Origin of the sequence: Sphingomonas sp. NPDC092440 (assembly GCF_044754985.1) — a bacterium.
In the GTDB taxonomy this organism is placed as follows: domain Bacteria; phylum Pseudomonadota; class Alphaproteobacteria; order Sphingomonadales; family Sphingomonadaceae; genus Sphingomonas.
In genome coordinates, this window is record NZ_JBIVQA010000001.1 from 247,393 (window position 1) to 269,386 (window position 21,994).

Consider the following 21,994-nt stretch of genomic DNA (forward strand, 5'->3'; position numbering starts at 1 on the left):
GACGAAGGAGGAATATGAGTCCTCAACCTGGGGTGAGAACCTAAGCAAGCCCTTGAAACGACGCCCGTCATCCCCGCGCAGGCGGGGAGGACGGTGTTTCCTGAAGGCATCGCGACCCTAGCATTCCCGCTCCAGCCATCCGCGCGGGCTCGTGCCGGTCCAGCGCTTGAACGCGCGGGAGAAGGCGCTGGGATCGGAGAAGCCGACCAGATAGGCGGTCTCGTTCACCGAGGTCCGTCCGCCGCTCAGATAGTTGAGCGCCATGCGGTGGCGGAGCGCGTCGAGCACGGCTTCGAAGCCGCTGTCCTCGTCCTTCAGCCGGCGCTGGAGCGAGCGCCGGCTCAGCCCGAGCTTGCGGGCAACGACCTCCATCGTGGCGTCGCCGCGGTGGAGCATCGGCATCAGCGCACCCTCGACCCGGCCGCGCATCGACTTGGCGCTCTCCAGCGCGCGCATCAGCTGATCGGCGCGTTCGCTGAGCACGCCAAAGGCATAGCGGCTGGGATTGTGCAGCGCGATGCCGAGCCAGGACGGATCGATCCGGATCGCGTTGCGATCGCTGGCGAAGGTGACCGGCACGCCGAGCACCGCTTCATATTCGGCGGCATGGGCCGGGGCGGCATGAGTGACGTGCACGGCCAGCGCGAAGGGCGCATCGGGAAAGTGGCGCCGCGTCTCGCCGATGAAGCGCGCCCAGCTGGCCTCGGTCATCTCGGGAAAGGCGTTGGGGTCGGCGCGGGTGTCGGTCAGCCAGGTGCCGCCGTCGCGCTGCTCGATCCGGAAGCGCGGGCCGGTCATTGCCAGGTCGACCTCGGCGACAAGCCGGCCATAGCGATTCAGCTCGGCCAGTGCTTCGCCCATGGTCGGCGCGGCATAGCAGATGAGGCCCACGACCGAGAATTCGCGAAAGTCGTTGCCCGCGCCCAGGTGCAGTGCGAGCGCGGGCATGCGGCACAATTCCTTCGCGGCGCGCATCAGCGCCTGATAGCGGGCGAAGGGCACGCGCGTGTCGGGATCGGCGAGGCCGGCGGGATCGATCCCCGATCGCCGCGCCAGCTCGGCCGCATCGGCGCCGCGCGCCACGGCGAAGCGCCACAGATAGCCGGCATAGCCCGCCGAGACGGTGGGCGCGGCCTGGCGCGCAAAGTCATGCTTTCCGGTCGGCGCGGTCATGTCCGGGGCCAGTCTCGCCGGGTTATCGACCGCTTGGCAAGTCCGGGAGGGAAGATGACCGAGAAGACCGTCGCCATGTGGAGCGTCAAGGCGCTGAGGGGCTCCGTCCTCTTCTGGTTCGCCGTCGCGACGACCGGCCAGCTCGCCTTCGTCCTCTACATCGCCGGCTTCTATGGCCGTGCCGCCGTGCAGGGCGATTTCGCGCGGTGGAACCAGGTGCTGGTCGGCGGCTATGTCCCGGGCGGACTGGCCGGCAACCTGGTGCTGGCGATGCACCTGCTGCTCGCCGCGGTGATCACGCTGGGCGGCCCGCTCCAGCTCGTGCCCGCGATCCGCCGCCGCTGGCCGCGCTTCCATCGCTGGAACGGCCGCACCTACATGCTCACCGCGCTGCTGATCAGCCTGGGCGGGCTCTACATGGTGTGGACCCGGGGCACGGCGGGCGGGCCGTTGCTGCGGATCGGGATCAGCCTGAACGGGCTGCTGATCCTCGGCGCGGGGGCAGTCGCCTGGCGGCTCGCCCGCCAGCGCCGCTTCGCCGAGCATCGCCGCTGGGCGCTGCGCGCCTTCGTGCTGGCGAGCGGCGTGTGGTTCTTCCGCGTCGGGCTGATGTTCTGGATCCTCGCCAATCGCGGACCCGTGGGCATCGGGCCGGACTTTGACGGCCCCTTCGTCCGCGCCTGGGCCTTTGGCTGCTATCTCGCGCCGCTGGCGCTGCTGGAGACCTACCTGGCCGCCGAACGGCGCGGGCCGCTGTCGCGCTTCGCCGTCGCTACCGGGCTCGGGCTGCTCGCGCTTGCGGCCGGGGTCGGCATCTTCGGTGCGGTGATGGCGCTGTGGCTGCCGCGCCTGATCGGTTGACCCCTCCCGCCGGGGCGCCGGATCGCCTACATGGACGCCATGTACGCCTTTGACATCGACACCGCCGACAAGACCGAGCTCTATCGCGACCTCGCCGCCGCGCTTGACGCGCTCACCGCCGACGAGCCCGACGCGATCGCCAACATGGCGAATGTCGCGGCGCTGATCTGGCAGTATCTGCCCGACCTGAACTGGGCGGGCTTCTATCGCAACGTGAACGGCGAGCTGGTGCTCGGGCCGTTCCAGGGCAAGGCCGCCTGCATCCGCATCCCCTTCGGCAAGGGCGTGTGCGGCGCCGCCGCGGCGACGCGCGAGACGCAGCTGGTCGAGGACGTGCACGCCTTTCCCGGCCATATCGCCTGCGACGCCGCCAGCCGCTCGGAACTGGTCGTGCCGATCGTCGTCCAGGGCGCGCTGATCGGCGTGCTCGACCTCGACAGCCCCAGCCCGGCCCGCTTCGATGCCGGCGACGCCGCCGGCTGCGAGGCGCTGATGCGCATCCTGGGTCCCCGTCTGGCCGGCTGACCCGGATCGGGACTCCGTTAAGCATAGGCAAAAGTGGCGCCCCGCACGCGCGGGGTTTAACTCTTTGGCAACCATCGGAGCAGCGCGCGCTCCGGCATGGGGCGAAGGAGTATCGATATGCGTCACCTGTTGAAGCCGGCCCTGATGGCCTCGGCGCTGCTGGCAGCGCTGCCGGCGGTTGCGCAGGTGGCCGCGCCCGGTCCCGCCTGGGGCGGCAGCGGCAGCGGCGGCCCGATCCCGGCGCCGGGCGGCGCCTATGGCGGGCGCGGCGTGCCGATGCCGCCGCCGCCGCGCGTTCCCGGTCCGCCGCCCGTCGTCCAGAACGGCCCGGGCGTGCCGACCGCCGGCGCGCGCGTCTGGCAGAATGGCCGCTGGATGGCGCTGCCGCCGCGCGGCCATGGCCAGGCGACCCGGCCGAACGGCAATCGCTGGGGCGGGGTGATCGGCGGCCGCTGGTATGCCGGTGCCCAGGCGCCGGGCGGCTGGAACGGCTATCGCCGGCTCGGCCGGGGCAATCATCTGCCCGGCTATTGGATGGGCGGCGGCTTCCGCATTCCCGACTATCTGAGCTGGGGCCTCGCCGCGCCGCCCCATGGCTATTTCTGGGTCCGCTATTACGACGATGCCGTGCTGGTCGACGATCGTGGCGACGTGTGGGATTCGGTGAGCGGCATCGGCTGGGCCGATGCGGATTCCTGGGCTGATTCGAGCGGCAGCTATTCGAGCGCCTATAGCCGGTCCGGCACCGGCGCCGGCTATCGCGAGCCCATCCGGCCGATCGACCCGAACGACTATTATGACGACTATCCCGGGGACTATCCGCCGCCGGCCGGCGCGCCGCTGCCGCCGCCGCCGGGCGTGCAGGTCCAGGGCTATTACGGGTCGGGCGAGGCCTATTATGGCGGGGGCAGCTACCAGTCCGGTGCCTATTATTATGGCGCGCCGGTGGGCTCGACCGTGATCGTCACCATGCCTGCCGTGACCACCACGACCACGGTGACCGAGGAAGTGGTCGAGCGGACCACCTATGTCCGCGCCGCGCCGCGCCGGGTGGTGCGCAAGGCGCCGGTGCGGCGGTACAAGCCCCGGGTGCAGTGCTGCGTCTGCGGCTGCCGCTGATTTCCCGCCGCACTGCGTGGCGAATGCGCGGCGATCCCATATTGCAGGAATAGGCTCCCCTCCCTTCCAGGGAGGGGAGTGGGGCTTCACCGCCGCCCGAACGTCACCAGGCTCTCGGCCCCGTCCGCGCCGAGCGCCGACACCCCGATGAAATTGTCGTCGACCACCACGCCTTTCAGGCTGGCTTCGGTGCCGGTGACGTCGAGATGGTCGGTCCAGTCGCGCGCATCGGCGCGGCGCCAATGGACGCGATATCCAACCGCGCCGGGCACGGCCGCCCATTTCACCGAGGTGTCGGAGGCGAGCGCGCCGCCGATCGTCACGCTGTCGGGTGCCGCCGGCGCGGCGGCCAGGCGGCGGATCGTCGCGACGTTGAGCGCGGTCACCTTCGCCAGATAGGGAAAGTCCATCCGATCGGCCGTGTCGCCCTTGCCGGGGGCGAGGTCCTGGTGCTGCGCGTCGTAATTCTCGACCCCCACCGAGAAGCGCACCGCCGGATAGCCGAGCTTCTGGAATGGCGAATGGTCGCCGCCGCGGCCGAACCGGTCGGGCCGGCGGACGAGGAAGGCCTTGAGCCCGCCGGGGATGGCGCCAGCGACCTGGCCGATCGCCTTGGCGAGCGCGCGCGAGGGGCCGTCATCCTCGCCGCCATCGGCGCGCAGGCCCTGGAGCGCCTGGGCGGCATCATTCTCGCCGAAGCTTTCGGAGAAGACGCGCACCCGGTCGGCCACCTTGCGCCCATCGGTGCCGACGGTGTTGCCGACGATGTCGTTGTTGAGCACCGCCGTGACCGTCCAGCCGCGTTCCTTCGCGGTCTCGGCGAGCAGCTGGCCGCCGAACAGCCCCTGCTCCTCGCCGGAAAGCGCCGCATAGACGATCGTCGCCCGGAATTTCTCGCGGGAGAGGATGCGCGCCGCCTCGAGCACCAGCGCGACGCCGGAGGCATCGTCATTGGCGCCGGGGGCATCGGCGGTGGCGTTCATCACGTCGCGCACCCGACTGTCGATATGGCCCATCACGATGACGACGCGCTTGGGATCGGTGCCGGCCTGGAAGCCGAGCACGTCGACGATCTGCACCCCGTTCGGCGCGCGGGGGCCGGTGAAGCCGCGCGCGATGTTGGCGACTTCGATGCAGCCGCACCGGTCCCCCAGCCTGGCCAGCTCGGCGGCGAACCAGCGCCGGGCGGCGCCGATGCCGCGATTCGGGTCGTCCGCATCCGAAAGCGTGTGGCGGGTGCCGAAGCCGACCAGCTTCTCGACGCTGGCCTTCAGCCGGGCGGGGTCGGACTTTTCCTGGGCCTGGGCGGCGGCGGGGAGGGCGAGGAGGAACGAAGCCAGGGCGAGGATGCGCATGCGGCGAAAGTGGCGGGGGAGCGAGGACGGGTCAATCCAACCCAGTTCCTCCCCCAGCTTGTCTGGGGGAGGGGGACCGCCGCCGAAGGCGGTGGTGGAGGGGCGCGGCGGATACCGCCGCGTTGCGGCGGCCCCTCCACCATTCGCTGCGCGAACGGTCCTCCTCCCCGAGCGAGCTCGGGGAGGAATATACTCAGCTCAGCCGGTCGATCGCGTCCATGTCGAGCGCGCCGGGGATCACCATCAGCGGCACCGGCAGCTTGCCCGCGTCCGATCCGGAGAAATGCGCGACCATCGGCCCCGGCGGGCCGCTCGCCGCGGCCCCGAGCACCAGGGCGGCGATGTCGCGATTGGCGGCGATCATCTCGCGGACGATCCTGGGGCCGTCGCCCTCGCGCACAGTGATCGAGGGCTGCAGCCCCGATTCGGCGAACAGCGTGCCGGCGGCACGGGCGACCAGCGCCTCGGCGCGTTCGCGCGCTTCCTCCTCGATCGTCGCCATCACGCCGCCCCATTGGACGAAGTCCGGCTTGGGGATGAGCGCGAGGATTTCGACGTTCCCGCCGGTCTTCACGGCACGCCGCGCGGCGAAGCGCAGCGCGATCTCCGCCTCCGGACTCTCGTCGATCACCACCAGATAGGTGCGCATGGAAGGTTCCTCTTGGTCGTGCGTTACGTGCCCCGTAGCGTCATTTCCTGCAAGCGCGTCTCTTGACCCGGGGCGGGGGCGGCGCAAAGAGGGCCCGAACCTGTTCAGGGCTCCAACAACGGGAACCTTCATGTCGATCGAAATCAAGATGCCGGCGCTTTCTCCCACCATGGAAGAGGGTACCCTCGCCAAGTGGCTCGTGAAGGAGGGCGATACGGTGAAGTCCGGCGACCTCATGGCCGAGATCGAGACCGACAAGGCGACCATGGAGTTCGAAGCGGTGGACGAAGGCGTGATCGCCAAGATCCTCGTCCCCGAGGGCACCGACAATGTGAAGGTCGGCACCGTGATCGCGGTGCTGGCGGGCGAGGGCGAGGATGTCTCCTCGGCCGCCGCGTCGCCGGCTCCCGCTCCGGCGGCTGCGCCGGCTCCCGCGCCGGCAGCGACTCCGGCCGCCGCTGCGCCCGCGCCGACTCCGGCGCCCGCCCAGGCCCAGGCCGCCTCGGGCGACCGCGTGAAGGCGAGCCCGCTCGCCAAGCGCATCGCCGCCGAGAAGGGCGTCGACCTGGCCGGCGTCGCCGGCTCGGGCCCGAACGGCCGCATCGTCAAGGCCGATGTCGAGGGTGCCAAGCCCGGCGCCGCGCCCGTTGCCGCCGCTCCGGCCGCTGCCGCCGCCTCGGCCCCGGCCGCGCCGGCCGCCGCCCCGGCCGAGCACAAGCCGGTCTGGTGGGACGAATCGATCCCGCACGAGGCCGAGAAGCTCTCGAATATCCGCAAGACGATCGCGCGCCGGCTCACCGAGTCGAAGCAAACCGTCCCGCACATCTACCTCACGCTCGACATCCGGCTCGACGCGCTGCTCAAGCTGCGCGGCGACCTGAACAAGGCGCTCGAGGCGCGCGGCATCAAGCTCTCGGTCAACGACCTGCTGATCAAGGCGCTCGGCGTGGCGCTGGCTCAGGCGCCCAAGTGCAACGTCACCTACACCGGCGACCAGCTGATCAAGTACAGCCGCTCGGACGTGTCGGTCGCGGTCTCGACTCCGACCGGGCTGATCACGCCGATCATCCGCGACGCCGCGAACAAGGCGGTCTCCGCGATCTCGGCCGAGATGAAGGACCTGGCGGCCCGCGCGCGCGACGGCAAGCTGAAGCCCGAGGAATATCAGGGCGGCACCGCCTCGCTCTCGAACATGGGCATGTTCGGGATCAAGCAGTTCGAGGCGGTGATCAATCCGCCCCAGGGCATGATCATGGCGATCGGTGCGGGCGAGAAGCGCCCCTATATCGTCGACGACGCACTGGGCGTGGCGACGGTGATGTCGGCCACCGGCAGCTTCGATCACCGGGCGATCGACGGGGCCGACGGCGCCGAGATGATGAAGATCTTCAAGGAACTGGTCGAGAATCCCTTCGGGATGATCGCCTGAACCGGAGGGCGCGGCAATGCGCGTGCTGATCGAAGTGGTGCACATCGCGATCGGGCTGCTCGCCGCGGCGCTGATCTCGGCCGCGGCGGCCTGGTCCTATCCGCGCGCGACCGGCGACATCTGGCTGGTCGGCTATGCCTGCATGATCGCCGTGGTGCTGATGGGCGTCGGCCCGGTGCGCCGGGCGTTCGCCGAGGACAAGGCCAAGCTCGCCGGCACGGAGCCGCGCGCCGATGGTTGAGGGTGGCGCGACGCCCCCGCAGCAGCAGCCGGCGATCCGCGTGAGCACCATGCCCGCGGACGCCAATGCCTATGGCGACATCTTCGGCGGCTGGCTGATGGGCCAGATGGACTTGGCCGCGGGCCTGGTCGCCGCGCGCCATTCGCGCGGGCGGGCGGTCACCGTCGCGGTGGAGGGCATGAAGTTCCACGCGCCGGTCTCGGTGGGCGACGAAGTCTCGGTGTTCGCCGATATCGTGAAGGTGGGGCGCACTTCGATGACGATCGACGTCCAGTCCTGGCGCCGCGCCCGGCATTCCGAGGAAAGCTGCCTGGTCACCCAGGCGCAGTTCGTGTTCGTCGCGGTGGACGAGCACAAGCGGCCGCGGCCGATCGATGCATGAGGGGCGTCGAGCCGATGCCGCTGGCGGCGAATGGCTGGGGCCGGTTGGGGCGAACGCTGTTATTGTTCCTGCGCCTTTATGTCGGGTGCCTGATCGCAACGCCGCTCGTGATGTTCTCCACAGTGATCCTGGGCGGGCTCTATCAGGGCCGGCCCAACCCCTTCGACGATATCGGGGTGCTGCTGGGCTGGTCGGCCGTGCTTTTTGTCGGAGCGCTGGTCCTTGGCATCCCGATCGCCTTCGCTACCTTTCTATTCGTACGGAATTTCTGGCTTCGGCTGGTGGTACTGGTGGGCGCGGGGCTGGTGGCGAACTTCGTGCTGTTCGCCGTGCTGTTTGCGCATCCGCTGGGTGGTGTGATTGCCGCACCGGCAGGCGCCATCACCGCCGCAGCCTGTTGCCTGCTTAATCTACGGGAGATCGGCAAGCCCGATCCCAAGTTCGTTTGATCCAAAGGAGTTACCCTTGGCTGATACCTATGATGTGATCGTGCTCGGCTCCGGCCCCGGCGGCTATGTGGCGGCGATCCGCGCCGCGCAGCTGGGCCTCAAGACGGCGATCGTCGAGCGCGAGCTGCTGGGCGGCATCTGCCTCAACTGGGGCTGCATCCCCACCAAGGCGCTGCTCCGCTCGTCCGAGATCTATCACTATATGCAGCACGCCAAGGATTACGGCCTGGTCGCCGAGAAGATCAGCGCCGACCTGGAAGCCGTGGTGAAGCGCTCGCGCGGCGTCGCCAAGCAGCTCAACCAGGGCGTCACGCACCTGATGAAGAAGAACAAGATCGCGGTGCATTTCGGCACCGGCGTGCTGACCGCGCCGGGCAAGCTGACCGTGACCGCCGAGGACGGCAAGAAGACCGACCTCGAGGCGAAGAACATCATCGTCGCCACCGGCGCGCGCGCCCGCGACCTGCCCTTCGCTCCGGCCGACGGCAAGCGCATCTGGACCTACCGGACGGCGATGACTCCGCCGGAGATGCCGACCAAGCTGCTCGTCATCGGCTCGGGCGCGATCGGCGTCGAGTTCGCCAGCTTCTACAACGACATGGGCAGCCAAGTGACCATCGTCGAAATGCTCGACCGGATCGTGCCGGTGGAGGACAAGGACGTTTCCGCGCATCTCGAGAAGCAGTTCAAGAAGCAGGGCATGGACATCCGCACCGCGACCGGCGTCGAGAAGATCGACGTGACCGGCACGGGCGTGAAGGCTTCGATCAAGGGCAAGGACGGCAAGGTCACCGTCGAGGAGTTCAGCCACGTCATCGTCGCGGTCGGCATCGTGCCGAACACCGAGAATATCGGGCTGGAGACGCTTGGCGTGAAGACCGAGCGCGGCCACATCGTCACCGACGCGGCCTGCAAGACCAACGTGCCCGGCCTCTATGCGATCGGCGACGTCACCGCGCCGCCGTTCCTCGCGCACAAGGCGAGCCATGAAGGCGTAATCGCCGCCGAGGCGATCGCCGGCAAGCACCCGCACGCGATGGACGTGCGCAACATCCCGGGCTGCACCTATTGCCACCCGCAGATCGCGTCGGTCGGCCTGACCGAGGCCAAGGCCAAGGAAGCCGGCTATGAAGTGAAGGTCGGCAACTTCCCCTTCATCGGCAACGGCAAGGCGATTGCGCTGGGCGAGGCCGAGGGCTTTGTGAAGACGGTGTTCGATGCCAAGACCGGGGAGCTGCTTGGCGCGCACATGATCGGCGCGGAAGTGACCGAGATGATCCAGGGCTATACGATCGGCAAGACGCTGGAGACGACCGAGGCGGAACTGATGGAGACGGTGTTCCCGCACCCGACGATCAGCGAGACGATGCACGAAGCCGTGCTCGGCGCCTATGGCCGCGCGCTCCACATCTAGCCCGTATTCACGCTTTGTTGCCGATCTCCTGCCATGTTCGCCCGAACTGGTCGGAGATTCGGCGTGCGCATGTTCAAGCTGATCCTGTCGCTGCTGCCCCTCGTCTTCATCGGGGGGCTGCTCTTCTATTTCACCGGCTTCGAAGGCTGGAACGGCGGATCGCTCAGCCAGGGGCTGGGGCCGACGGTGCTCGGATTGGGCGCGGTCGGGCTGATCTTCTGCATCCCGCTCGCCTTCCGGCTGCTCAAGCTGACCATCACGCCGCGTGGCCCGTCCGCGGCGCAGGGCGGCGAGGCGGAGGACGAGGAAGCGTCGAGCTTCGACGCCGATGCCGCGCTTGCCCGCTATCTGGCGCGCAAGGCCGAGGCCGGCGAAGCGACGCCCGAGAGAGCGACGCCCGAGAGAGTGGCCGAGCGGCCGCCCGGCTTCCCGCACGGCGATGCTCCGCCGCGCCCCGTGTTCGGCCGCAAGACCGGCTAGGGCGCATCGACATGTACCCGCTCCTCCCCCGGAGGGGGAGGGGAATGCGGGCGGCACTTCGGATCGTCGAAGGGCGATACCTCCCGGGAGCCCCGCGTTGAGCCGTGTGTCGCCTGCGGCTCGGGCGGCGCTTGCCGCATCGCTGCTCTGCCTCGCCATGCTCGCCTGCTTCTGGCCGGGCGTTGCGATGTTCGACACCGTCAACCAATATGCCCAGCTGCGCTCCGGCAGCTATGATGACTGGCACCCGCCCGCGATGGCGCGCCTCTGGGCGCTGTTCCACGCGGCGGGCTGGCATGGCCAGGCGCCGATGTTCATGCTGCAGACCCTGTTTTGCTGGGCCGGCCTGGGGCTGTTCGCGGCGGCGCTGGCCCGGCAGGGCGGGCGGATCGCGGCGGGCGCGGTGCTGTTGCTCGGCATCTGGCCGCCGATCGCCGGCTGGCAGGTGGCGGTGCTGAAGGATGCGCAGATGGCGGGCGCGCTGCTCGCCGCCACCGGCCTCGCCGCCTGGTGGCGGCTGCGGGACCGGCCGTTGCCGCGCGGGGCGACGCTGCTGATCGGCCTGCTGCTGCTTTATGCGACGCTCGTCCGCATCAATGCGGTGTTCGCCACCGTGCCGCTCGCCTTCGGGCTGCTGGGGGCGGGGACGTGGCGACGTCCGGTGCGGCGCGGGGTGATGATGCTGGCGGCGATGATCGCGGTGCTCGCGGTGCTGCCGCTGGTCAATCACGGCCTGCTGCGCGCTGGCGCCAGCGAGGTCGGGCGGGCGCTGCCGACCTATGACCTGGCCGGGATCGCGCATCATGCCGGTGCCGAGGCGGTGCCGGTGCTGCCGGCGCCGGTATGGCAGGCGGCGGAGGCGGAACGGTGCATCCGGCCGATGCTCTGGGATCCGCTCGGCGATCGCTGCGATTTCGTCGCGGAGGGGCTGGCGATCACGGCACCCGGCCGCAAGCTCACCGAAGCCTGGCTGGTGACGATCGCGCGCCACCCGGTCGCCTATGCCGAGCATCGGCTGGCGCATTGGAATGCGACGATGCGCTGGCTGGTCCCCTGGCGCTACCCGCTGGCCGAGCCGCAATCGGATTCGGAGCCCAACACGCTGGGAATCGCCTCGCCTTCGCCGCGGATCGCGCCGTTCCAGCGGCTTGCGGGGACGCTTGCCGAAAGCCCGCTCGGCGCGCCGATATTGTGGCTGGTCGCGGCGCTGGCGGTGCTGGCGCTGGCCTGGCGGCGCGACGACCAGCGGAGCCGGCTCGCGGTCACGCTCGCGCTGTCCGCGGTGCTGACCGAACTGGCCTTTCTCGTGATCAGCGTGGCCGCCGACTATCGCTACCATCTGTGGGCGATGCTCGCGACCGGACTCGCCGTCGCGCTGATGGCGGGCACCTCCCTGCCGCGGCGCGGCCTGGGGATCGCGCTCGCCGCGCTGCTGCTGGTCGGCGCGACCGGCATCGCGGCGCGGATCGCGCTGCCACCTGTCGGAGAAACTTACACCGATGCGGCCGGATAAAATCCGCCGCTACGGGAAACCCCGGATAGGGCGAACCGTTACGCATGGGTAACATGTGGTTAACGGAGAAACGGGTGGCCCAACGCGACGACCATGAGGAGATCCGGCGCAAGTTCCACGAAGTGGTGAACATGACGCCGGAAGAGATCGAGGAATGGCTGGAGACGGCGGAGAGCCGCAAGGTCGGCCTCAAGCGGGACGGCGGGGAGAGCGTGGGTCATGCCTCTGGCCGCCGGATCGTCGGCATCCTGCGGACGCGAGAGGCGGATCTCGACGGCGGCGACTATGCGCATATGCGCAAGGTGGTCGGCTTCGTCGCCCGCCACCGCGCGCAGGGGCCGCACGAGGAATATCGCATTCCCACCTCGCGCTGGCGCTATTCGCTGATGAACTGGGGGCATGATCCGCTGAAATGCTAGACCCCGCGCCCGGCCGGGCCATCCTCGCAAGGGCGGGCGATGGCGGGGCGGCCGGTGTCCCGTTCTGGTCATATTTCCGGCATGTATCCGTAGCGTTCTCCGGCTAGGGCAATGGCATGTCCATTGCCCCGATCCGCGCTCTCCTCGCCGCCCTGCTCGCTCCGGCGCTCCTCCTTCCGATGGCGCCGGCCGTGGCTCGCCATGCCGGGGCCGGGGCGCCGGTCGCCGCGATCGCGGCATGGCTGGCCAGGCCCGAAGCCGGACGGCGGCTCGACGATCCGGCGCTTGCCTATCCGCTGGACCGGGCGGCGGCGGATCGCGCGCTGGCGTTACTGGGTGCGGCGCGCCTGCGCACGGTCGCGGCGCGTTCGGCCGAGGCGATCGCCGCCCGGCGGATCACCATCGGCGACAAGACGCTGAAATGGGAAAGCAAGACCTTCGGCAACGCGGCTCCGGGCAAGCGCAGCCTGTGGATCTCCATGCATGGCGGCGGCAATGCCCCGCCGGCGCTGAACGACCAGCAGTGGCGGAACCAGATCGGCCTCTACGCGCCGGCCGAGGGCATTTACCTGGCCCCGCGCGCGCCGACCGATAGCTGGAACCTGTGGCACGAGGGGCATATCGACCCGCTGTTCCAGGCGCTGATCGACGCGCAGGTGGCGGTGAATGGCGTCGATCCCAACCGCGTCTATCTCATGGGCTATTCGGCGGGGGGCGACGGCGTGTGGCAGCTGGCGCCGCGCATGGCCGATCGCTTTGCCGCGGCGGCGATGATGGCGGGCCATCCGAACGAATCCTCGGTGCTCGGCCTGCGCAACCTGCCCTTCGCGATCTTCATGGGCGGCGCCGACGACGCCTATGACCGCAACAAGATCGCCGCGGACAAGACCGCGGAGCTCGACCGGCTGCACGCGGCCGATCCGGGCGGCTATGTCCATATGTCGCGCATCTATCCGGGCCTGCCGCACTGGATGGACCGCAAGGATGCCGAAGCGCTGCCCTGGATGGCGGGCTTCGCCCGCGATCCCTGGCCGAAGCGCATCGTCTGGCGGCAGGATGACGTGACGCACGACCGTTTCTACTGGCTCCGCATCCCCGATGCGGCGGCGGCGAAGGCCGGCGACGAGATTGTCGCGACGGTCCAGGGCCAGGCGATCACGCTGACCGGCGCCGTTCCGGCGGGCATGACGCTGCGCCTTTCCGACCGTCTGCTCGACCTCGATCGGCCGGTACAGGTGATCGTGAACGGTTGGACGGCCTATTCGGGCAGGGTCGCCCGAACGGGGCTGGCGATCGAGCAGTCCCTGCTGGAGCGGGCCGATCTGCCTTCCGCGGCCACGGCGATATTGCGGCTCCGCTGAGCCGGGGCTCGCCCCAGCGGCGCCATCTCCTTCTGCATCTTCTGCATCTCCGCATGGGCGGAGCTGCCGGAGGCGGGTTCAGGCGCGCGCGGCATATTCCCCGGTGAGCCTGTCCCAGTCGCTCCAGTCGGGGTCGCCCGGATAGCGCTTCGCGGCACCGGTCTCGACCCAGGGGAGCTTCTCGGCCGTCCAGGTCTCGAGGAAGGGCGGGGCATCGTCGGGCGCATCGAGCATCGTCGTGCGGACATTGACGAACCAGTCGATCCCCTCGGCACGGGTGAAGACCCAGCTCTTGCAGCGATCGCAGTGATAATGATGGGCGACCGGGCCGTGCAGGCCGCCGATCACCGGTTCGCCCTGGAGCAGCGCGAAACCGGCGGCGGGCATGGTCAGCGTCAGCGAGAAGGCGCCGCCGGTCATCTTCTGGCAGCCCGTGCAATGGCAGGCGCTGGTGAGCATCGGCGCGCCGGTCAGGCGGAAACGCAATGCGCCGCAGCGGCAGCCGCCATCCTGCGCCCGGGTCCAGTCGGTCATTCGGTATCTCCCTCGCTTCGCCGCGTCGCGCCACGATAGCCGGAACGGCGCTCGCATGCTCGCGTTCCTTTGCTGAAACAGGAGGAATGCCCGGATGAACCGATACTTCTTCGCGCTGGGCCTGGGCCCCGCCGTCGCGCTGGGCGCCTGTGGCGGCAACGCGCCGATCACCACGGTCGACAACATCATCGCCAGCGACACGATCGTCCCCGAAAACGGCAGCGACGCGAATGTCGTGGCCGGTGCCGCAGCCATGACCGGCCAGGACTTTGCCGATGCCGTCGGTGCGGGCGATGCCTATGCGGTGGCGGCAGGCGAGCTCGCCCGGCAAAAGGCGACCATGCCCGCGCTCAGGGAACTCGGCCAGGCGATGGCGCGGGCGCATACCGAATCGGCCGCCAGGCTGAAGGCGGCGGCCGCCCGGGCGATGCCCGTGATCCTTCCCGATCCCAGGCCGAGCGCCGAGCAGGTGGCGAATCTGGAGACGCTGCGCCAGGCGACGGGTGCGGACTTCGACACCGCCTACAAGGCGCAGCAGGTAGCGGCGCAGGAGAAGGCGCTGGCGGTGATGGAGGACTATGCCGCGAACGGCACGGTGCCGGCGCTCAAGGCCTTCGCGGTGGCGAGCGTCCCCGGGGTGCAGGCGCGTCTGGACAGGATGCGGGGCCTATAGGCTTGCCCGGCGGCGATCCCGGGAGCTGGTCCCGCCCGGCCGCGGCCCGGGGCCTGTCCCCTGGGTGACGATGGACGGGCGGCACGGTTGCCAAAGGAACGGTCGCCAAAAGGAAAGGGCGCGCTCCGCCGGGGAGCGCGCCCTTTCCCGTTTCCGCGAGGAAATCGCAGCCTATTCGTTCGCCGCCGCCGCGAAGGGGGAAGGCGCCGTTTCGACCGGGCGGGGGCCCGCCGGGGCCGCTGCCGCCGCCGGGACGGTGCTCATATGCTTCAGGCGGCCGTCGATATGGCCGCCATTCTCGATCGTGATGTTCTCATATTCGACATCGCCGGTGATCTTGGCCGAGCGCTCGATCGTGAGCTGGCGCACGCGCACCGTGCCTTCGATCGCGCCGGCGAGGCGGGCGGTCTCCGCAGTGACGTTGCCGAAGACCTGGCTGTCGGCCCCCTGGGCCAGGCTGCCGCAATTGACGTCGCCTTCGATCCGGCCATCGATATGCAGGTCCGCGCTGGCCGAGACATTGCCGGTGACGGTCACGTCCGGACCGATCACCGAGAACATGCCGCGCTTGCCCCCATTGCCGCCGCTCTGCTGCGGAGGCGCCGGCGGCATCGCCGGACGTTCGTCGCGATCGCGACCACGATTATTACCGTTGAACATTCACGCTACTCCCCAAATTCGGAACCCGAATCCCTGGCGATTTCCCTAGCATAATGCAGGGAGGCAGGCATCGGCCAAAAGCGGGGCCAAAAGCCGTGCTCGCGTTCCAGAGAGGGATTGTCGTTCGCGGCGGGGCAGCGCGCGCGGCAACGCCAGGCAGCGGCGAGCATCGCGCCGCCGGCGAGCGCCGCGGCAAGGGGCCCCGTGCCGAGCGCGGCGAGCGTGCCGGCCAGCGCCAGCGCCGCGGCGAATCGCTCGGCCGGCGGCAGCGCGACGGCGAGCGCGGCGGGCACGAGCAGGGCGGCGGCGCCGACATGGGGAAAGACGATCAGCGGCACCAGGGCGGCGGGCAGCGCCGCGCGGGCGACCGGCCCGGGGGGCAGGGCGCTCAGCTGCGCGAGATGCCAGGCGAGGAAGCCGGCGCCGCCGGCGATCGCGAGCCCGAACAGCTCCCAGGAGAGCAGGCCGGCGGGCGCGGCGATCGCGGAGCCGAAGCCCCCCAGCAGGAGAGTCGCGGCCAGGGCGGCCAGCGCGGCGGCAAGGGGCTTGAGTCGGGGAACGGGACGAATCATCGCGCCGGCTCTAGCCTGGCGGAGGTTGACGCTCTCTTATCCTCCGGCCGACTCAGTTGACCCGCTCGCCACCCGTCGCTATAGGCGCCCCCGTTCCGCGAGGGGCCGGTATTCCGGCGCATATCCCGCGTGGGGCAAGAGCTGAACGTTGCTGGAGACGCAATGGCCCGGGGGGTCAAGGACACCCGGGGCCTTTTCGTATTTCTCGTACCAGGGTTCCAGCAAAGTAACCGCCGGCCATGCCGGTAACATAAGGTGAAGGGCTTCATGCCGACGATCAACCAGCTGGTCCGCAAGGGCCGCGAACTGCAGAAGACCAAGTCGAAGGTCCCTGCGATGGAGCAGAACCCGCAGAAGCGCGGCGTCTGCACCCGCGTCTACACGACGACTCCGAAGAAGCCGAACTCGGCGCTCCGCAAGGTTGCCAAGGTCCGCCTGACCAACCAGCGCGAAGTCATCTCGTACATCCCGGGCGAAGGCCACAACCTGCAGGAGCACTCGGTGGTGCTGATCCGCGGCGGCCGTGTGCGCGACCTTCCGGGCGTGCGCTACCACGTGCTGCGCGGCGTGCTCGACACCCAGGGTGTCAAGGACCGTCGTCAGTCGCGTTCGAAGTACGGCGCCAAGCGTCCGAAGTAATCACAGCCATAGTAAGCCCCGGACGGGTTCCGGACACGCTGAAGTTTTAGAAGGAAATTCAAGATGGCTCGTCGTCGTCGCCCAGAGAAGCGCGAAATTCTGCCGGATCCCAAGTTCGGTGACATCGTTCTCTCGAAGTTCATGAACTCGGTCATGCTGGACGGTAAGAAGTCCGTTGCCGAGGGCATCGTCTATTCGGCCCTGGAAACCGTCGAGACCCGCGCCAAGCGCGACCCGATCGGCGTGTTCCATGACGCGCTGAACAACATCAAGCCGGGCATCGAGGTCCGCAGCCGCCGCGTCGGCGGTGCGACCTATCAGGTGCCGGTGGAAGTCCGTCCGGAGCGTGCCCAGGCGCTTGCGATCCGCTGGCTGATCTCGTCGGCCCGCAACCGCAGCGAGAACACCATGTCGGCCCGCCTCTCGGGCGAGCTGCTCGACGCTTCGAACAACCGCGGCAACGCAGTGAAGAAGCGCGAAGACACCCATCGTATGGCCGAGGCGAACCGCGCCTTCAGCCACTACCGCTGGTAAGTCTCGGGGCGCCGGCAGGTCTGGCGCTCTCAACTTTCGTTCCTACATATCGGGGAGCCGGATCGTCCGGCTCCCCACATCCTTAAGGAAACCAGGTCATGGCCCGCAGCCATCCCCTCGAGCGTTACCGTAATATCGGCATCATGGCGCACATCGACGCCGGCAAGACGACGACGACCGAGCGCATCCTCTACTACACCGGCAAGTCCTACAAGATCGGCGAAGTGCACGAAGGCACCGCGACGATGGACTGGATGGAGCAGGAGCAGGAGCGTGGCATCACCATCACGTCCGCGGCGACCACCTGCAAGTGGCGCGCCGAAGAGGGCAAGGGTGAAGAGCACCTGATCAACATCATCGACACCCCCGGCCACGTCGACTTCACCATCGAAGTCGAGCGTTCGCTGCGCGTGCTCGACGGCGCGGTCGCCTGTTTCGACGGCGTTGCCGGCGTGGAGCCGCAGTCGGAGACGGTGTGGCGCCAGGCGGAGAAGTACAAGGTTCCGCGCATGTGCTTCGTCAACAAGCTCGACCGCACCGGCGCGAGCTTCGAGCGCTGCGTCGACATGATCAAGGATCGCCTGGGCGCGCGTCCGGCCGTGCTGTATCTCCCGATCGGCATCGAGGGCGGCTTCAAGGGCCTGGTCGACCTGGTCGAGAACCGCGCGATCATCTGGCTCGAGGAGAGCCTGGGCGCGAAGTTCGAATATCAGGACATCCCGGCCGATCTGGCCGATGCCGCCGCGACTGCGCGCGCCGAGCTGATCGAGATGGCCGTCGAGCAGGACGACGCCCTGATGGAAGCCTATCTCGAGGGTAACGAGCCGAGCGTGGCCGACCTCAAGAAGCTGATCCGCAAGGGCACGCTGAACTTCTCGTTCGTGCCGATCGTCTGCGGCTCGGCGTTCAAGAACAAGGGCGTGCAGCCCCTGCTCGACGCCGTGGTCGACTATCTGCCGAGCCCGCTCGACATTCCCGACGTGCAGGGCGTGAAGCTCGACGGCGAGACCCCGGATTCGCGTCCGGCGTCGGACACCGCGCCGCTTTCGCTGCTCGCCTTCAAGATCATGAACGATCCGTTCGTCGGCTCGCTCACCTTCGCCCGCATCTATTCGGGCACCCTCACCAAGGGTCAGTATCTGAACTCGGTGAAGGACAAGAAGGAGAAGATCGGCCGCATGCTCCTGATGCACGCGAACTCGCGTGAGGATATCGAGGAAGCACGCGCCGGCGACATCGTCGCGATCGCGGGCCTCAAGGAGACCACGACCGGCGACACGCTGTGCGACACGGCGCACCCGATCATCCTGGAGCGCATGGAGTTCCCGGAGCCGGTGATCGAACTGTCGGTGGAGCCGAAGACCAAGGCCGACCAGGAGAAGATGGGCCTCGCCCTGAACCGCCTGGCCGCCGAGGATCCCTCGTTCCGCGTTTCGACCGACCACGAGTCGGGCCAGACCATCATCAAGGGCATGGGCGAGCTCCATCTCGAGATCCTGGTCGACCGCATGAAGCGCGAGTTCAAGGTCGAGGCGAATGTCGGCGCGCCGCAGGTGGCGTATCGCGAGTATCTCGCGAAGCCGGTGGACATCGACTACACGCACAAGAAGCAGTCGGGCGGCACCGGCCAGTTCGGCCGCGTCAAGGTCAAGTTGACGCCGGGCGAGCGCGGCTCGGGCTTCGTCTTCAAGGACGAAGTGAAGGGCGGCAACGTGCCGAAGGAATATATCCCGGCGATCGAGAAGGGCTTCCGCGAGACGGCGATGACCGGTTCGCTGGTCGGCTTCCCGATCATCGACTTCGAAGTGCTGCTGTATGACGGTGCGTATCACGACGTCGACTCGTCGGCGCTCGCGTTCGAAATCACCGCCCGCGCCGCGATGCGCGAAGCTGCCCAGAAGGCCGGCATCAAGCTGCTCGAGCCGGTGATGAAGGTCGAAGTCGTCACCCCCGAGGATTATCTCGGCGACGTCATCGGCGACATCAACAGCCGTCGCGGCCAGATCCAGGGCACCGACAGCCGCGGCAACGCGCAGACGGTCGAGGCGATGGTGCCGCTGGCCAACATGTTCGGCTATGTGAACCAGCTCCGCTCGTTCACCCAGGGCCGCGCGCAGTACAGCATGCAGTTCTCGCATTACGACGAAGTGCCGCCGAATGTGGCCGACGAAGTGAAGGCGAAGCTGGCGTAACCAGGAATCAGCCGCTATGGGGCTCGCCTTCCGGCGAATCCCCTGGCGGCGCGGAAACAGAGATCAGAAGGTAGGAAAACAATGGCGAAGGCAAAGTTTGAGCGGAACAAGCCGCACCTCAACATCGGCACCATCGGCCACGTCGACCATGGCAAGACGTCGCTGACCGCCGCGATCACCAAGGTTCTGGCCGAGAACGTCGCGGGTAACGCCGCCGTCGACTTCGCCAACATCGACAAGGCTCCGGAAGAGCGCGAGCGTGGCATCACCATCTCGACCGCGCACGTCGAGTACGAGACCGACAAGCGCCACTATGCGCACGTCGATTGCCCGGGCCACGCCGACTATGTGAAGAACATGATCACCGGCGCCGCGCAGATGGACGGTGCGATCCTCGTGGTCGCCGCCACCGACGGCCCGATGCCGCAGACCAAGGAGCACATCCTGCTCGCCCGCCAGGTCGGCGTGCCCACCATGGTCGTCTTCCTGAACAAGGTCGACCTGGTCGACGACGAGGAAATCCTCGAGCTCGTCGAGATGGAGATCCGCGAAGAGCTGTCGCGTCGTGAGTTCGACGGCGACAACATTCCGATCATCCGTGGTTCGGCCACCGCCGCGCTCTCGGGCTCGGACGACAAGCTCGGCAAGGACGCGATCCTGGCCCTGATGGCTGCCGTTGACGAGTCGATCCCGCAGCCGGATCGTCCGCTCGACAAGCCGTTCATGATGCCGATCGAAGACGTGTTCTCGATCTCGGGCCGGGGCACCGTGGTGACCGGCCGCGTCGAGACCGGCGTGGTCAAGGTCGGCGAGGAAGTCGAGATCGTCGGCATCCAGGAGAACGTCCGCAAGACCACCGTCACCGGCGTGGAAATGTTCCGCAAGCTGCTCGACCAGGGCGAGGCCGGCGACAACATCGGCGCGCTGATCCGCGGCGTCGGCCGTGACGAAGTCGAGCGTGGCCAGGTTCTGGCCAAGCCGGGTTCGATCAAGCCGCACACCGACTTCAAGTCGGAAGTGTACGTGCTGTCGAAGGACGAGGGTGGCCGTCACACGCCGTTCTTCGCCAACTATCGCCCGCAGTTCTACTTCCGCACCACCGACGTGACCGGCACGATCGAGCTGCCGGAAGGCACCGAGATGGTGATGCCGGGCGACAATGTCGCGCTGGGCATCAAGCTGATCGCGCCGATCGCCATGGACGTCGGCCAGCGCTTCACGATCCGCGAAGGCGGCCGCACCGTTGGTGCCGGCGTCGTCGCCGAGATCCAGAAGTAAGCTTCACCCTTTCAGGGTAGCGTTCGAAAGGCCCGGTCTCCTGCGAAGGAGGCCGGGCTTTTTCGTTTGTGAGCGGCTTCCGGAGGATCGCTGCGAGTCAAGGCATGGACGCTGCGGCTTGGGCGTGGCCGAGCTTCAGCGATGGCGTGCCAAGCGAGGCAAAATCTCGAAGAGTGGCCCGAGCAGGGTCCCGGCGGTTATGGCTCGAGTTACCAGCCACCAATTGCCGTAGATTAGGGCGAGAATGACACCGACTGTCAGGCCAGCGGTGGCATCTCCTCCTGTCGCGGTTGGACGATCAGGCTTGCCTGCAAAGAAGAAGGCTGCCGCTGCTGCAATGCCGAGTAGCCACCACATGGCTATTCTCCCGTGGATAGTTTGTTGAGGATCCTTGATCCTCCGCAAGGATCATCCATCGCGTCGGATTTGGAGGTAATAGCCGCACCAAATTCGTCACCCCGGGCTTGACCCGGGGCCCCGCTTCTTCTGTCCTATTCCAATGGAGCGGGGTGGTTGGGTCTACATCATGGCGGACCGGTATCGCGGTACGATCTACGTCGGCGTGACGGCGAGCCTTGCAGCACGCGTCCACCAGCATCGCACGGGGGAATGGCTCAGGCTTTTGCCGTCGCTACGGGCTGAGCAGGCTCGTTTGGGCCGAGCATGCGCCGGATATCAGCGATGCCATCGCGCATGAGAAGCGCGTGAAGCGCTGGCGGCGAGAATGGAAGTTCGATCTTATCGAGCGCGGCAATCCCGAGTGGCGTGATCTGTCCGACACGCTTTTCTGAGAGATGGAAAGAAGCGGGACCCCGGCTCAAGGCCGGGGTGACGGGGCAAGGGCGGCGGATTTCATCACATCCCCCTTGATCCGAATCGCGCTCCCATGTAAGGGCCGCGCCTCAGTTCAGTTCAACACAGCAAGAGCGCCGGAAACGGCGCCCGCTCTTTCGCATTGGTAGGGACATGGAAACGCAGAATATCCGTATTCGCCTGAAGGCGTTCGATCATCGAGTGCTCGACCAGGCGACCGGCGACATCGCCGACACTGCGCGCCGCACTGGCGCTCTCATCCGTGGCCCGATCCCGCTTCCGACGAAGATCGAGAAGTTCACGGTCAACCGTGGCCCCCACATCGACAAGAAGTCGCGCGAGCAGTTCGAAGTGCGCACCTACAAGCGCATGCTCGACATCGTGCAGCCGACCCCGCAGACCGTGGACGCGCTGATGAAGCTCGACCTCGCCGCCGGCGTCGACGTCGAGATCAAGCTCGCGTAAGCGAGCTTGCCTTCAGCCCCGGCGAAGGCCGGGGTGGCCTCCCTCCACTTGGCGCATTCCTGCAAAGGAGCGCAGTTGGAGGGTGGACAGGGAAGCGCTGCTGACGTAAAGGCGCGCCTCCACACGAGATTCGCGATTCCCTCAAGGGGGATTCGCCGGTTCCTCCACCGGATCGATCCCGATCCGAAGCAAGGAACCCGGAGGGCGCCAAGCGCGCGCTCACATCGCGATAGGGATACCGCCGGCCTCTTCGGAGAACCGGGC

The 21,994-nt window shown here is 68.2% G+C and carries 25 protein-coding genes and 1 pseudogene; 19 read left to right on the plus strand and 7 right to left on the minus strand.

Annotation, left to right across the window (positions count from 1 at the left end; all coding sequences use genetic code 11):
- Positions 1-117 precede the first annotated feature (117 nt).
- The gene (locus tag ACIQCS_RS01230) at positions 118-1,173 is read right to left on the minus strand and encodes an AraC family transcriptional regulator (protein ID WP_345850561.1); all 1,056 of its coding nucleotides are present in this window, start codon (positions 1,171-1,173) and stop codon (positions 118-120) included.
- Between the two features lie 54 nt (positions 1,174-1,227).
- Here ACIQCS_RS01230 and ACIQCS_RS01235 point away from each other — a divergent pair, with 54 nt between their 5' ends.
- From ACIQCS_RS01235 to ACIQCS_RS01245, 3 genes are all read left to right on the plus strand, one after another.
- Positions 1,228-2,034, plus strand: coding sequence for a DUF2306 domain-containing protein (locus ACIQCS_RS01235; protein WP_345850563.1), 807 nt, complete (start codon positions 1,228-1,230; stop codon positions 2,032-2,034).
- A 39-nt stretch (positions 2,035-2,073) separates the two neighbouring features.
- Positions 2,074-2,559 (plus strand): GAF domain-containing protein, encoded by a 486-nt coding sequence (locus tag ACIQCS_RS01240; RefSeq protein ID WP_345850564.1) that lies wholly within the window; start codon positions 2,074-2,076, stop codon positions 2,557-2,559.
- A gap of 117 nt (positions 2,560-2,676) precedes the next feature.
- Complete coding sequence (locus ACIQCS_RS01245; RefSeq protein ID WP_345850566.1) at positions 2,677-3,678, plus strand: RcnB family protein; 1,002 nt, start codon at positions 2,677-2,679, stop codon at positions 3,676-3,678.
- Positions 3,679-3,764: 86 nt separating this feature from the next.
- Here the strand turns inward: ACIQCS_RS01245 and ACIQCS_RS01250 are convergent, their stop codons facing one another.
- Both ACIQCS_RS01250 and ACIQCS_RS01255 read right to left on the minus strand, forming a co-directional pair.
- Positions 3,765-5,033 (minus strand): M20/M25/M40 family metallo-hydrolase, encoded by a 1,269-nt coding sequence (locus ACIQCS_RS01250; RefSeq protein ID WP_345850567.1) that lies wholly within the window; start codon positions 5,031-5,033, stop codon positions 3,765-3,767.
- 193 nt (positions 5,034-5,226) lie between these two features.
- The gene (locus tag ACIQCS_RS01255) at positions 5,227-5,682 is read right to left on the minus strand and encodes a universal stress protein (protein WP_280280321.1); all 456 of its coding nucleotides are present in this window, start codon (positions 5,680-5,682) and stop codon (positions 5,227-5,229) included.
- Between the two features lie 130 nt (positions 5,683-5,812).
- Here ACIQCS_RS01255 and ACIQCS_RS01260 point away from each other — a divergent pair, with 130 nt between their 5' ends.
- From ACIQCS_RS01260 to ACIQCS_RS01300, 9 genes are all read left to right on the plus strand, one after another.
- Positions 5,813-7,111 (plus strand): pyruvate dehydrogenase complex dihydrolipoamide acetyltransferase, encoded by a 1,299-nt coding sequence (locus ACIQCS_RS01260; RefSeq protein WP_345850570.1) that lies wholly within the window; start codon positions 5,813-5,815, stop codon positions 7,109-7,111.
- A gap of 16 nt (positions 7,112-7,127) precedes the next feature.
- On the plus strand, positions 7,128-7,352 hold the full coding sequence (locus ACIQCS_RS01265) for a hypothetical protein (RefSeq protein WP_345850571.1): 225 nt from the start codon (positions 7,128-7,130) through the stop codon (positions 7,350-7,352).
- On the plus strand, positions 7,345-7,734 hold the full coding sequence (locus ACIQCS_RS01270; RefSeq protein WP_294052225.1) for an acyl-CoA thioesterase: 390 nt from the start codon (positions 7,345-7,347) through the stop codon (positions 7,732-7,734). Before ACIQCS_RS01265 ends, ACIQCS_RS01270 begins: the two co-directional genes overlap by 8 nt.
- Positions 7,731-8,183: a hypothetical protein gene (locus tag ACIQCS_RS01275; RefSeq protein WP_345850572.1), complete on the plus strand. Its 453-nt coding sequence runs from the start codon at positions 7,731-7,733 to the stop codon at positions 8,181-8,183. Before ACIQCS_RS01270 ends, ACIQCS_RS01275 begins: the two co-directional genes overlap by 4 nt.
- Before the next feature lie 16 nt (positions 8,184-8,199).
- On the plus strand, positions 8,200-9,597 hold the full coding sequence (lpdA, locus tag ACIQCS_RS01280) for a dihydrolipoyl dehydrogenase (RefSeq protein WP_345850573.1): 1,398 nt from the start codon (positions 8,200-8,202) through the stop codon (positions 9,595-9,597).
- A gap of 63 nt (positions 9,598-9,660) precedes the next feature.
- On the plus strand, positions 9,661-10,077 hold the full coding sequence (locus ACIQCS_RS01285; protein WP_345850574.1) for a hypothetical protein: 417 nt from the start codon (positions 9,661-9,663) through the stop codon (positions 10,075-10,077).
- A 106-nt stretch (positions 10,078-10,183) separates the two neighbouring features.
- Positions 10,184-11,590 (plus strand): hypothetical protein, encoded by a 1,407-nt coding sequence (locus ACIQCS_RS01290; protein ID WP_345852066.1) that lies wholly within the window; start codon positions 10,184-10,186, stop codon positions 11,588-11,590.
- Between the two features lie 74 nt (positions 11,591-11,664).
- A complete protein-coding gene (locus ACIQCS_RS01295) occupies positions 11,665-12,009 on the plus strand; it encodes a DUF3140 domain-containing protein (RefSeq protein WP_280280315.1) in 345 nt (114 codons plus the stop codon).
- Between the two features lie 116 nt (positions 12,010-12,125).
- On the plus strand, positions 12,126-13,370 hold the full coding sequence (locus ACIQCS_RS01300) for a dienelactone hydrolase family protein (RefSeq protein WP_345850576.1): 1,245 nt from the start codon (positions 12,126-12,128) through the stop codon (positions 13,368-13,370).
- Positions 13,371-13,448: 78 nt separating this feature from the next.
- On the opposite strand, the gene ACIQCS_RS01305 is transcribed toward ACIQCS_RS01300, so the two are convergent.
- Complete coding sequence (locus ACIQCS_RS01305) at positions 13,449-13,904, minus strand: GFA family protein (protein ID WP_345850578.1); 456 nt, start codon at positions 13,902-13,904, stop codon at positions 13,449-13,451.
- Positions 13,905-13,998: 94 nt separating this feature from the next.
- Here ACIQCS_RS01305 and ACIQCS_RS01310 point away from each other — a divergent pair, with 94 nt between their 5' ends.
- The gene (locus tag ACIQCS_RS01310; RefSeq protein ID WP_345850579.1) at positions 13,999-14,577 is read left to right on the plus strand and encodes a DUF4142 domain-containing protein; all 579 of its coding nucleotides are present in this window, start codon (positions 13,999-14,001) and stop codon (positions 14,575-14,577) included.
- Positions 14,578-14,748: 171 nt separating this feature from the next.
- Here ACIQCS_RS01310 and ACIQCS_RS01315 read toward each other — a convergent pair whose 3' ends face one another.
- Together ACIQCS_RS01315 and ACIQCS_RS01320 are read right to left on the minus strand one after the other, a co-directional pair.
- Positions 14,749-15,237: a polymer-forming cytoskeletal protein gene (locus ACIQCS_RS01315; protein ID WP_345850581.1), complete on the minus strand. Its 489-nt coding sequence runs from the start codon at positions 15,235-15,237 to the stop codon at positions 14,749-14,751.
- 5 nt (positions 15,238-15,242) lie between these two features.
- Entirely contained in the window at positions 15,243-15,809 is a 567-nt protein-coding gene (locus ACIQCS_RS01320) for a hypothetical protein (protein WP_345850582.1), read from the minus strand.
- Between the two features lie 267 nt (positions 15,810-16,076).
- Between ACIQCS_RS01320 and rpsL the strand changes: the two genes are divergently transcribed.
- The 4 genes from rpsL (at position 16,077) to tuf (ending at position 20,452) form a co-directional block, all read left to right on the plus strand.
- On the plus strand, positions 16,077-16,448 hold the full coding sequence (gene rpsL / locus ACIQCS_RS01325) for a 30S ribosomal protein S12 (RefSeq protein WP_086129340.1): 372 nt from the start codon (positions 16,077-16,079) through the stop codon (positions 16,446-16,448).
- 63 nt (positions 16,449-16,511) lie between these two features.
- Complete coding sequence (rpsG, locus tag ACIQCS_RS01330; protein ID WP_086128636.1) at positions 16,512-16,982, plus strand: 30S ribosomal protein S7; 471 nt, start codon at positions 16,512-16,514, stop codon at positions 16,980-16,982.
- Positions 16,983-17,080: 98 nt separating this feature from the next.
- Entirely contained in the window at positions 17,081-19,174 is a 2,094-nt protein-coding gene (gene fusA, locus ACIQCS_RS01335; protein ID WP_167297945.1) for an elongation factor G, read from the plus strand.
- A gap of 81 nt (positions 19,175-19,255) precedes the next feature.
- Positions 19,256-20,452, plus strand: a complete 1,197-nt coding sequence (gene tuf, locus ACIQCS_RS01340) for an elongation factor Tu (protein ID WP_086128638.1) — start codon at positions 19,256-19,258, stop codon at positions 20,450-20,452.
- 135 nt (positions 20,453-20,587) lie between these two features.
- Here the strand turns inward: tuf and ACIQCS_RS01345 are convergent, their stop codons facing one another.
- The gene (locus ACIQCS_RS01345) at positions 20,588-20,809 is read right to left on the minus strand and encodes a hypothetical protein (protein WP_345850585.1); all 222 of its coding nucleotides are present in this window, start codon (positions 20,807-20,809) and stop codon (positions 20,588-20,590) included.
- A 142-nt stretch (positions 20,810-20,951) separates the two neighbouring features.
- Between ACIQCS_RS01345 and ACIQCS_RS01350 the strand changes: the two are divergent.
- Positions 20,952-21,243, plus strand: a pseudogene (locus ACIQCS_RS01350) (GIY-YIG nuclease family protein).
- A 175-nt stretch (positions 21,244-21,418) separates the two neighbouring features.
- A complete protein-coding gene (gene rpsJ, locus ACIQCS_RS01355) occupies positions 21,419-21,730 on the plus strand; it encodes a 30S ribosomal protein S10 (protein ID WP_029936463.1) in 312 nt (103 codons plus the stop codon).
- Positions 21,731-21,994 lie beyond the last annotated feature (264 nt).